The sequence below is a fragment of the Cupriavidus sp. 01L46 genome, from assembly GCF_056399905.1.
In genome coordinates this window covers 1-11097 of sequence record NZ_JBFTSF010000221.1, presented here as the reverse complement: position 1 = coordinate 11097, position 11097 = coordinate 1, and the positions used below count along the sequence as shown (strand labels likewise).

Below are 11097 nucleotides of genomic sequence, written 5' to 3'. Positions count from 1 at the left end.
AGGTGTGCCAAGGCCGTATGGGGCGCCTCGGGATTCGGCGAAAAGAGCGGAAAAGAGGGACCCATGTCTGAGTATCGCCTTAAGGCGATGCGAGTTTGGGTCCCGGCCGCTCTTTTTGCCGAAGCCCGAGGGGGTAGTCGCCCCATCCGGCGCGCCTTTTTTGCCTACTTTTTTGGCAAGACAAAAAAGTAGGTCGCCGCCCCGCAGGGGTGGTGAAACGGCAGTTGCAGTTGCAGTTGCAGTTGCAGTTGCAGTTGCAGTTGCAGTTGCAGTTGCAGTTGCCCTTGACGTTAAGCAGCTGAAGTCGCAGTTTCAAACCTCCCCCAAACCCCGCCAAACCTCCCCCCGTCACCCCCAAATCACAGCCCCCAAACCCATTTAGTGTATCCTTCAACCGATATCCACCCCGCGCTCGTCGCGCCATGAACGACCCTTATCCCAGTTCGAAGTCAGCCGACCGTCCCCGATCCCTGCTCGAACGGCTCTCGGATTTCATCTCTCCGGAGCCCGACTCCCGTRCCGAATTGCTCGAGGTGCTCCAGGATGCGCATGCGCGCAACCTGATCGACGCCGACTCGCTTTCCATGATTGAAGGCGTGTTCCAGGTATCCGAACTCACCGCGCGCGACATCATGGTCCCCCGTGGCCAGATGGACACCGTCAATATCGCCGATGCGCCGGAGAGCTTCATCCCCTTCATGCGGCAGACAGCGCACTCGCGCTTTCCGGTCTATGAAGGCAGCCGCGACAACATCATCGGCATCCTGCTCGCCAAGGACCTCTTGCGGTATTACACCGATGAAGAGTTCGACCTGCGCGAGACCTTGCGCCCGGCTGTGTTCATTCCCGAGTCCAAGCGCCTCAATATCCTGTTGCGCGACTTCCGCATCAACCGCAACCACATCGCCATGGTGGTGGACGAGTACGGCGGCGTCGCCGGCCTGGTCACCATCGAGGACGTGCTGGAGCAGATCGTGGGCGACATCGAGGATGAATTCGACCTCGACGAAGACCATGACAACATCGTGCAGCTGCCCGATGGCAGTTGGCGCGTGCATGGACTGACCGAAATCGAGCAGTTCAACGAGACCTTCGGCACGCAATTCTCGGATCACGACGTCGATACCGTGGGCGGCTTGCTGAGCAACCACCTGGGTCACGTGCCGCATCGCGGCGAAGTGGTGGTGTTGCCGCCGATACGCTTCGAAGTCCTGCGTGCCGACGCCCGCCAGGCGCACCTGATGCTGGTGCGCCGCGAGGCCCCGCTCACCCCGCCCGACGTGGACGGCGTATGAAGCGCGTTGTCCAAGCATGGTCCGGCGCCGCAAGCGCCGGACGCGACGACGCGCGCGGCGTGAGCCTGCCCCGTCTGCTGCTGGCTGCCGTGCTGGGCGTGGCCCATACCCAGGCCTACGCGCCGCACACCTGGTGGTGGCTGCAACTGCTGTCGCTGGCGGGGCTGGTGGCACTGGTCGCCGATGCGCCGCGCACCCGTGGCGCGGCCGCCACCGGCTACGCCTTCGGCCTCGGCTGGTTCCTCTCCGGCATCTGGTGGCTCTATATCAGCATGCACGTCTATGGTGAGATGCCGGCGTGGATGGCGATGCTTGCCGTGCTGCTGTTCGGCGCCTTCCTCTCGCTCTATCCGGCGCTGGCCGCCGCCACGTGGCACTGGCTGACTGCCCGCCGTACGCGGACAACCTCGTTGGCACTGCTCGCGCCACTCGCCTTTGGGGCGGCCTGGGGACTGTCGGAATGGGTGCGCGGCGTGATCTTCACCGGCTTTCCGTGGCTCTCGAGCGGCTACGCCCATACCGATGGCCCGCTGGCCGGCTTCGCGCCGCTGGTGGGCGTCTATGGCATCGGCGCGTTGGCAGCGACCGTGGCCGCCTTGCTGGCGGCCGCCGTGCGCGGCTTTGCCCGTCGCCAGGATGAGCACGCCAACCCGCGCGGCATGCGTGCCGGCGCGATCGCCCTGGCGGCCGCCGTGGCGCTGCCGCTGGCCGGCACCGCGCTGGTGCCGATCGCCTGGACCACGCCTGCCGGCAAGCCCATTTCGGTGCGGCTGCTGCAAGGCAACGTGGCGCAGGACATCAAGTTCGAGCCGGTCGGCGTGCAGCGCTCGCTCGAGCTTTATCGTGACCTGATCACCGCCGCCCCGGCGGATCTGGTCGTGACGCCGGAGACGGCGTTCCCGGTGATCTTGCAGGACCTGCCGGTGGACATCGCCATCGCGGTGCGCGACTTCACCGTGGCTAGCGGCACCACCGTGCTGTTCGGCGCCGCCGGCGCGGATTCGCCAGTCGATTTCACCAACAGCGTCTTTGGCCTGGGCCCGCTGACCGAACGGCTGTACCGCTACAACAAGCACCACCTGGTGCCGTTCGGCGAGTTCATTCCTTTCGGCTTCCATTGGTTCGTGGACATGATGAAGATGCCGCTGGGGGATTTCCGCCGCGGCGGGCTGGACCAGACGCCGCTGCCCGTGCGCGGCATCCTGGTGGCGCCCAATATCTGCTACGAGGATCTGTTCGGCGAGGAAATCGCCGAGACGCTGCGCAGCCAGAAGGTGCCGGCCAATATCCTGGCCAACGTGACCAACCTGGCATGGTTCGGCGACACCATCGCGCTGGACCAGCATCTGCAGATCTCGCGCATGCGCGCGCTGGAAACGCGCCGGCCGATGCTGCGCTCGACCAATACCGGCATGACGGCCGTGGTAACGCCGGACGGCGTGGTGGCGGGACAACTGCCGACCTTCACCGTCGGCACGCTCACCGCCAATGTGCAGGGCACGCAGGGTTTCACCCCCTACGTGCGTTGGGGCAATGTGCCAGCGCTGGCGGCATGCCTGCTGGTGCTGGCACTGGCGGCCTGGCGCCGCCGCCGGCAAAGCTGACGGCAGTCCGGGCCGGCTTGCGCCGGCCCCATTGCCAGGCCTGCCGTCAGGCCGACGCCGCTACGGCCGAGACCAAGGCGGCGGCAATCATCACTGCAATGGCGACGAGATAAGGCTTGCGAGAAAGTAGCGACATGACCGGTGTCCCCGTAACTGGATTGATTCAAACGGTTGCGGCTGTTATGCACAGCTCTGCCTAATACTGTATACAAAAACACTAACGGCCAGTATCCGGCAGGCCTTTAGCACCCTTCGGTGTTTACCCGATTCGTTGCAAAACGCCGACACCACATGCCAGCCCCGCGGGCGGGATTGGACGCCCTGACCTATGCAAGGGCCGTGCCKATGGCTGGCGGCGGCAAAAAAACCGATAGAATTCAGGGTTTGGCACGATCTTCGTGAAGCGCCGCGGCAACTTTGCCGCCGCGCGGTCCACCCTTGCTTGCTGGCCTGCGTGCAGGCCCTTACTAGTCTTCGCCTATGCTGACCTTCCAACAAATGATCCTCACCCTGCAGGCCTACTGGGACCGGCAGGGTTGTGCACTCTTGCAACCTATCGATCTGGAGGTCGGCGCCGGCACCTCGCACGTGCACACCTTCCTGCGCGCGATCGGCCCGGAACCGTGGCGAGCCGCCTATGTGCAGCCGTMGCGCCGCCCCAAGGACGGGCGCTATGGCGAGAACCCCAACCGCCTGCAGCACTACTACCAGTACCAGGTGGTGCTCAAGCCGGCCCCCGAGAACATCCTGGAGCTGTACCTCGGCTCGCTGGAAGCGCTGGGCCTGGACCTTAAGCAAAACGACATCCGCTTCGTCGAGGACGACTGGGAGAACCCCACCCTCGGCGCCTGGGGCCTGGGCTGGGAAGTCTGGCTCAACGGCATGGAAGTCACTCAATTCACCTACTTCCAGCAGGTTGGCGGCATCGACTGCAAGCCCATCACCGGCGAGATCACCTACGGCATCGAGCGCCTGGCGATGTACCTGCAGAAGGTCGAGAACATCTATGACCTGGTGTGGACCGAGTGGGAAGAAAACGGCAAGACGCGCCGCCTGACCTACGGCGACGTCTATCACCAGAACGAAGTGGAGCAATCCACCTACAACTTCGAGCAGAGCAACACCGAGATCCTGTTCCGCCACTTCGCCGAGTACGAGTCCGAGGCCAAGCGCCTGATGGGTGCCGTCGAAGCCACGCAGCAGGACGCGCCGGCCGAAGTCGCCAAGCGCCTGGCGCTGCCGGCCTACGAGCAACTGCTCAAGGCCGCTCACACATTCAACCTGCTGGATGCGCGCGGCGCGATCTCGGTCACCGAGCGCGCGGCCTACATCGGCCGCATCCGCAACCTGTCGCGGCTGGTGGCCCAGGCCTACTACGACTCGCGCGAGTCGCTCGGCTTCCCGATGTGCGACCGCGAGGCCACCGCATGACCCGCACAGCGCGCAGCGCGCTATGCCGAGGCGCTGCCCTGGCGCTGCTGGCCTTGGGGGCGCATGGCGCCGCCCGGGCCACCGCGCCGATGCCGAGCCCGCAGGTGCTGTACCTGCCGGCCGACCTGTCCAATGTGTGCGAGGCCAATCCGCAGGCCCTGCAGCAGGCGATCGACCGGCACTGGCATGGCGCTTTCGGCCCGAACAACTCGCTGGACCAATGGACCCAGCTGGTGCGCACGTTCTCGTGCGATCTCTCGGGCTCCAAGGACCTGGGCTGGCACCGCGTGCCGCTGCGCGCCTATGAAAGCGCGATCCGCTACCCGCTCTCGTGGATTGAGACCGAGACGGTCAACGGGCGGGTGCGCAGGCAGATCAAGACGTACTACTCGGCCGCGCAGCTGCCGCCCAGGATCGACTTCTGGGTGAGCGGCCGCATCGACGAGATCCGCTACGACAAGCGGCTGCGCCGCCTCGATGCCCGTTTCTTCGCGCCCCGTCCCGCCCCCGGCGGCCGTGGCAGCAGCGCAGGCAACGGCACCAATGGCACCAGCGCAGACACGCAGTGCGTAGCAACCACGCTGCAATTCCGCCAGCAAAACGGCCTGTGGCTGTTGTCCGGCGTAGAACCTACTATTGCACCGCGCTGCTAAAGCGCAGCGCGTGCCACAACTTGTTGGAAACGATTCATGTCGCAACTCCTGACCGATTCGAACGATACGCTGCTGATCGAACTGCTCACCGAAGAGCTGCCGCCCAAGGCGCTGGCACGCTTGGGCGACGCCTTCGCGCAGGGCCTCTTCGCCGGCCTCTCCGAGCGTGGCCTGGTAGGTGACGGCGCCGCCGTGACTGCGTTCGCCACGCCGCGCCGGCTGGCGGCGCTGGTCACCAAAGTGCGCCGTAACGCGCCCGACCGCGAGCAGCGCGAGAAAGTGCTGCCGCTGACCGTGGCGCTGGACGCCAGCGGCCAGCCCACCGCCCCGCTGGCCAAGAAACTGGCCGCCCTGGCTAAATCGGTGGGCGTCGAGGCGATCGACTGGCAAACCCTGGAGCGCGCCTCCGACGGCAAGGCCGACGCCTTCTTCTACTGCTACACCGCGCGCGGCGCCGAACTGGGCGCCGGGCTGCAGGCGGCGCTGGACGACACCATCGCCAAGCTGCCCATCCCCAAGGTGATGAGCTACCAGCGCCCGGACGGCAGCACGGTGCATTTCGTGCGCCCCGCGCACGGTTTGATCGCACTGCTTGGCACCGAGGTGGTGCCGCTCAGCGTGCTGGGGCTGCAAGCGGGCCGGACCACGCGCGGCCACCGCTTCCTCTCCAGCGGCGAGATCGAGATCGCGCATGCGGGCGAATACGCCGCCGTGCTGGCGTCGCAAGGCCACGTGCTGGCCAGCTACGCGGATCGCCGCGAACGCATCCGCACCGCGCTGCTGGAGCAGGCGGGCGCCGACCAGGTCGTGATGCCCGATGCGCTGCTCGACGAAGTCAACTCGCTGGTGGAATGGCCGGTGGTCTATCCTTGCCACTTCGAGGAGGTCTTCCTCGAGGTGCCGCAGGAATGCCTGATCCTGACCATGCAGACCAACCAGAAATACTTCGCGCTGACCGATGCCGCCGGCCACCTGCGCAACCGCTTCCTGGTGGTTTCCAACCTGGCCACCGATACGCCGGAGTCCATCATCAGCGGCAACGAGCGCGTGGTGCGCCCGCGCCTGGCGGACGCCAAGTTCTTCTTCGACCAGGACCGCAAGAAGACCCTCGCCTCGCGCGTGCCGCAACTGGCCAACGTGGTCTATCACAACAAGATCGGCACGCAGCTCGACCGCGTGCAGCGCCTGCAGCAGATCGCCGGCCACATCGCCGACGCGCTGGCCGCAGCCGGCATTGCCGTGGAAAAGGCGGCCGCCATGCGTGGCGCCGAACTCGCCAAGGCCGACCTGCTGACCGACATGGTGGGCGAATTCCCGGAACTGCAAGGCACCATGGGCACGTACTACGCGCGCCACGACGACGAGGCGCAGAGCGTGGCGCTGGCCTGCTCAGAGCACTACCGCCCGCGCTTTGCCGGCGACGCCCTGCCGGGCAGCCCCGTGAGCCTGGCCGTGGCGCTGGCCGACAAGCTGGAAACGCTGGTCGKCATCTGGGGCATCGGCCTGTCGCCCACCGGCGAGAAGGACCCGTTCGCGCTGCGCCGCCACGCGCTGGGCATCCTGCGCATGCTGGTCGAAACCCCGCTGCCGCTGTCGATCGACGCGCTGCTGGAACTCACCCAGCAAGCCTTCGCCGGTGTTGCCGCGGTCAAGCCCGCACAAGCCGCGATCGCAGATTTCCTCTACGACCGCCTGCGCGGCTACCTGAAGGACAAGGGCTACACCACCCATGAGGTCGAAGCCGTGGTGAGCCTGCGCCCGCAGCGCCTGGACGACATCCTGGCCCGCCTGGAAGCGGTGCGCACCTTTGCCGCCCTGCCCCAGGCCGAGGCGCTGGCCGCGGCCAACAAGCGCATCACCAACATCCTGCGCAAGAACACCGAGCCCGTAGGCACGGTGCAGCCGGCCCTGCTCCAGGAAGCTGCCGAAAGCGCGCTGCACAAGGCGGTGGAAAGCGTGCGTCCGCAAGTGGATGCCGCCTTCGCCAATGGCGACTTCGCCACCGCGCTGCGCGACCTGGCACAACTGCGCGAAGCGGTCGACCAGTTCTTCAACGATGTCATGGTGATGGCCGAAGACCCGCAGCTGCGCGCCAACCGGCTCGCGCTGCTGGCCTCGCTGCACGTGCTGGCCAATCGCGTGGCCGACATCTCCAAGCTGGCCGCGTAAGCGGCCCGGCACCACAACGGGAAGCCATCATGCCGCAGACACCGCCCAAGCTTGTCGTGCTCGATCGCGACGGGGTCGTCAACCTCGACAGCGACCAGTTCATCAAGACACCGGACGAATGGATCCCCATCGATGGCAGCCTGGAAGCGATCGCAGCGCTCAACCAGGCCGGCTATCGCGTGGTGATCGTCAGCAACCAGTCCGGCATCGGCCGCGGCCTGTTCGAGATGAGCGCGCTCAACGCCATGCACGAGAAGATGCACAAGGCGCTGGCCAACCTGGGCGGGCGCGTCGACGCGGTCTTCTTCTGCCCGCATACGGCGGCGGACGGCTGCGATTGCMGCAAACCCAAGCCCGGCATGCTTGAGCAACTGGCGGAGCGCTTCGGCGTCGAGCTCAAGGGCGTGCCGCTGGTGGGCGACTCCCTGCGCGACCTCGAAGCCGGGCTGGCGGTAGGCTGCGCCCCGCACCTGGTGCTGACCGGCAAAGGCCCCAAGACCGAGAAAAAGGGCGGCCTGCCGCCCGGCACGCTGATCCACGACGACCTGCGCGCCTTTGCGCGCTGGCTGCTCACCGGCGATGGCGCCCCGCGCCAGGCCGGCTCCTGAACCCAACTCCCGTACCGATGATTTTTCTCCGCTCCTTGCTGTTCGCGTTGTTCCTCCTGGTACTGACGCCKCCCTATGCCTGCGCGTGCTTCATCGTCTTCCCGTTCATGAACGCCGACCGCCGCTACCGCTTCGTGCGCGGCTGGCCGCGGCTGGTGACCGGTGCGGCCGCGCTGATCTGCGGCATCCGCTACCGCTATGAGGGCCGTGAGCATTTCGATGCCATGCTCGACAAGCCGGTGGTGGTGCTGTCCAAGCACCAGTCGGCATGGGAAACCGTTGCCTACCTGGCCACCATGCCCAAGCCAATGTGCTTCGTGTTCAAGCGCGAACTGCTGATGGTGCCCTTCTTCGGCTGGGCGCTGGGCATGCTCAAGATGGTGCACATCAACCGCAAGGAAGGCACCCGTGCCTTCGCCTCGGCGGTGCGCCAGGGCCGCGAGCGGCTGGCCGAAGGCGCCTGGATCATCATGTTCCCGGAAGGCACGCGCACACCGTCGGGCCTGGAGAAAACGCGCTACAAGAGCGGCGGCGCCCGCCTTGCCGTGGAAACCGGCGCATGGGTGATCCCGATGGCGGTCAACTCCGGCCGCCTGTGGCCGCGCAACTCGTTCCTCAAGTACCCGGGCCTGATCACGGTCTCCGTCGGCGCGCCGATTTCGTCGGCCAACAAGACGGCCGACCAGGTCAATCAAGAGGTTGAGGCGTGGATCGAACAAGATATGCGTAGAATCGACGCCGAGAGCTACCGGAGCAGAACGCCCGCATGAAATTGCTGCGCCCGACCCCCGACTCCCCCGGTTCCCAGATGGAGCTGCCGCTGTCCGACGCCCTTGCAGGCGAAGACAGGGCGCCCGGCATGGTGCCAGGCGGGTTGGCGCCGGCGCAGCCCGACTCCCCGACGGCGCAGCCCTGGCCCCAGCCGCAGCCCAATGCACGACGGCTGCTGGTKGGCGAGCGCGCCGTGCACTACACGCTCAAGCGCTCGTCGCGCCGTACCATCGGCTTCACCGTGGACGACCGCGGCCTGTCCATCACGGCGCCGCGCTGGGTCACGCTGGCCGACATCGAGTCGGCCATTCTGGAAAAACAGCGCTGGATCTTCAACAAGCTGGGCGAATGGCAGCACCGCGAAGCCCGCCGCGTGCTGCCCACCGTGCAATGGCGCGACGGCGCCAGCCTGCCCTTCCTGGGCAAGCCCATCACGCTGCAGCTGGAGTCTCCCGCCGGCGTGCTGCTGTTCGATGCCGAGACCCGCATTCTTCATCTCGCGCTGCCCGTGCATGCCGACGAGCAGCAGATCAAGGATCGCGTGCAAGGCTGGCTGCAACACCAGGCACGACGCCTGCTGGCACAGCGGCTCGACATCTACGCGGAAAAGCTCGGCGTGCGGCATAGCGCGTTTGCGCTGACCTCCGCCGCCACGCGCTGGGGCAGTTGCACCGCCGACGGCAAGATCCGCCTGAACTGGCGTTTGATGCATTTTCCGCTGTCGATGATCGACTACGTGGCCGCCCATGAGCTGGCGCATCTCAAAGAGATGAACCACAGCCCKCGGTTCTGGGATACGGTGGCATCGATCTTTCCGGAGTTCCGAGATGCCCGCGCGCAATTGCGGGCCCACCCGCCCGAGTTGCTGCCCACGTTCTAGGCTGGGCCTTTGATTTAAAACGGGAAAATGGGGCACCTGTGCCAAGGCAAACCGATTGCTTCCATCCCGTTTAGAATAATCGACCTATCCCAAAACAATATCAGGCCTCTCCCGAAATGCGACTCCTCCACACCATGCTCCGCGTCGGCGACCTGCAACGCTCGATCGACTTCTACACCCGCATCCTCGGCATGCAGCTGCTGCGCGAGAGCGACAACACCGAATACAAATACCGCCTCGCCTTCGTCGGCTACGGCCCGGAATCCGAAACCGCCGTGCTCGAGCTGACCTACAACTATGGCGTGGAAAAGTACGAGATGGGCACCGCCTACGGCCATATCGCACTGGAAACCGATAACGCGGCAGCCACCTGCGAGCGCATCCGCGCCGCCGGCGGCAACGTCGTGCGCGAGGCCGGCCCGGTCAAGGGCGGCACCACGGTGATCGCTTTCGTCGAAGACCCGGACGGCTACAAGATCGAACTGATCGAGCGCAATTCCACGCGCGACGCCAGCCGTCCTTGAGGTGAGCACGCCACTGCCAAGCCGGCGCCCGCTCGACGGCACGGCCGTCACGCTGATGGTGATGCTGTGCCTGGCCTGGGGACTGCAGCAAGTGGCCATCAAGGCGACGGCGCCGCTGATGGGCGCGGTGCTGCAGGCGGGCGTGCGCTCGGCGGTGGCAGCCGTGCTGGTGTTCGGCTTTGCCGCCTGGCGCCGCACGCCGCTGTGGCAGCACGATGGCACGCTGGGTGCCGGCTTGCTGGCTGGTTTGCTATTCGGCGCCGAATTCTTCTGTATTTTTGTCGGCCTTGGCCACACCACGGCTTCGCGCATGGCCGTGTTCCTCTACACCGCACCCATCTTCACCGCGCTCGGCCTGCATCTGAGCGTGGCCGGCGAACGCCTGCGGCGCGGGCAATGGCTGGGCGTCGGGCTGGCCTTCTGCGGCATGGCGCTGGCCTTCGCCGATGGTATCGCCAAGCCGGCCGCGCATGGCGGCAGCACGTTGCTGGGCGATGCGCTCGGGATCCTGGCCGGCTTCCTCTGGGCCGCTACCACGGTGGTGGTGCGCGCCAGCCGGCTGGCTTCGGCTGCGCCCAGCAAGACGCTGCTCTATCAACTTGCGGTGTCCGCGGTGATGCTGCTGACCATGGCGCTTGCTGCCGGGCAGCATCTGCATGCGCGCGTCGACGGCATGGTGATGGCCAGCCTGTTCTACCAGTCCGTGCTGATTGCGTTCGCCAGCTACCTGACGTGGTTCTGGCTACTGCGGCAGTACCTGGCTTCGCGCTTGTCGGTGTTTTCGTTTTTGACGCCGCTGTTCGGGGTGGCGTTTGGCGTAGTGCTGATGCACGACACCGTGGGMATGCGGTTTGCGATTGCCGCGGTGCTGGTGTTGGGGGGGATTGTGTTGGTGAATCGGCGGGAGTAAATGGGGGGATGTAGCTGCAACTTGCAACTGCAACTGCAACTGAAAAATCAGCTTCAGATTCAAGGGCTTAACTGCAACGGCTTAACGTCAAGGTCAAAAGCAACTGCAGTTTCACCACGCCTGCGGCGCGGCGACCTACTTTTTTGTCTTGCCAAAAAAGTAGGCAAAAAAGGCGCGCCGGATGGGGCGACACCCCCTCGGGATTTCATGAAAAGAGCGGCCGGGACCCAAACTCGCATCGCCTTAAGGCGA

The 11097-nt window shown here is 65.8% G+C and carries 12 protein-coding genes; all 12 read left to right on the top strand.

The genetic code is table 11. The annotated features are described in order from the left end of the window. Positions 1-192: hypothetical protein (locus tag AC1DS3_RS28500; protein WP_477128412.1), on the top strand; the 192-nt coding region annotated here is incomplete at its 5' end. Between the two features lie 230 nt (positions 193-422). Continuing rightward, the gene (locus tag AC1DS3_RS28495) at positions 423-1295 is read left to right on the top strand and encodes an HlyC/CorC family transporter (protein ID WP_477128411.1); all 873 of its coding nucleotides are present in this window, start codon (positions 423-425) and stop codon (positions 1293-1295) included. Then, a complete protein-coding gene (gene lnt, locus AC1DS3_RS28490) occupies positions 1292-2899 on the top strand; it encodes an apolipoprotein N-acyltransferase (RefSeq protein ID WP_441637954.1) in 1608 nt (535 codons plus the stop codon). The genes AC1DS3_RS28495 and lnt overlap by 4 nt, the downstream gene beginning before the upstream one ends. Positions 2900-3379: 480 nt before the next feature. Then, positions 3380-4330: a glycine--tRNA ligase subunit alpha gene (gene glyQ / locus AC1DS3_RS28485; protein ID WP_477128410.1), complete on the top strand. Its 951-nt coding sequence runs from the start codon at positions 3380-3382 to the stop codon at positions 4328-4330. After that, complete coding sequence (locus AC1DS3_RS28480; RefSeq protein ID WP_441637950.1) at positions 4327-4983, top strand: hypothetical protein; 657 nt, start codon at positions 4327-4329, stop codon at positions 4981-4983. The genes glyQ and AC1DS3_RS28480 overlap by 4 nt, the downstream gene beginning before the upstream one ends. 36 nt (positions 4984-5019) lie before the next feature. After that, a complete protein-coding gene (gene glyS, locus AC1DS3_RS28475; protein ID WP_477128409.1) occupies positions 5020-7152 on the top strand; it encodes a glycine--tRNA ligase subunit beta in 2133 nt (710 codons plus the stop codon). A 29-nt stretch (positions 7153-7181) separates the two neighbouring features. Further along, positions 7182-7760 (top strand): D-glycero-beta-D-manno-heptose 1,7-bisphosphate 7-phosphatase, encoded by a 579-nt coding sequence (gmhB, locus tag AC1DS3_RS28470; RefSeq protein ID WP_477128408.1) that lies wholly within the window; start codon positions 7182-7184, stop codon positions 7758-7760. Positions 7761-7777: 17 nt separating this feature from the next. Next, on the top strand, positions 7778-8530 hold the full coding sequence (locus tag AC1DS3_RS28465; RefSeq protein WP_043343766.1) for a lysophospholipid acyltransferase family protein: 753 nt from the start codon (positions 7778-7780) through the stop codon (positions 8528-8530). Then, a complete protein-coding gene (locus tag AC1DS3_RS28460) occupies positions 8527-9411 on the top strand; it encodes a M48 family metallopeptidase (protein WP_441637945.1) in 885 nt (294 codons plus the stop codon). The genes AC1DS3_RS28465 and AC1DS3_RS28460 overlap by 4 nt, the downstream gene beginning before the upstream one ends. A 116-nt stretch (positions 9412-9527) precedes the next feature. After that, positions 9528-9935: a lactoylglutathione lyase gene (gene gloA, locus AC1DS3_RS28455; RefSeq protein WP_006162781.1), complete on the top strand. Its 408-nt coding sequence runs from the start codon at positions 9528-9530 to the stop codon at positions 9933-9935. Between the two features lie 55 nt (positions 9936-9990). Next, complete coding sequence (locus AC1DS3_RS28450) at positions 9991-10845, top strand: DMT family transporter (RefSeq protein WP_441638095.1); 855 nt, start codon at positions 9991-9993, stop codon at positions 10843-10845. Positions 10846-10866: 21 nt separating this feature from the next. After that, positions 10867-11097, top strand: a 231-nt coding sequence (locus AC1DS3_RS28445; protein WP_477128407.1) for a hypothetical protein, incomplete at its 3' end; no start/stop codon positions are given.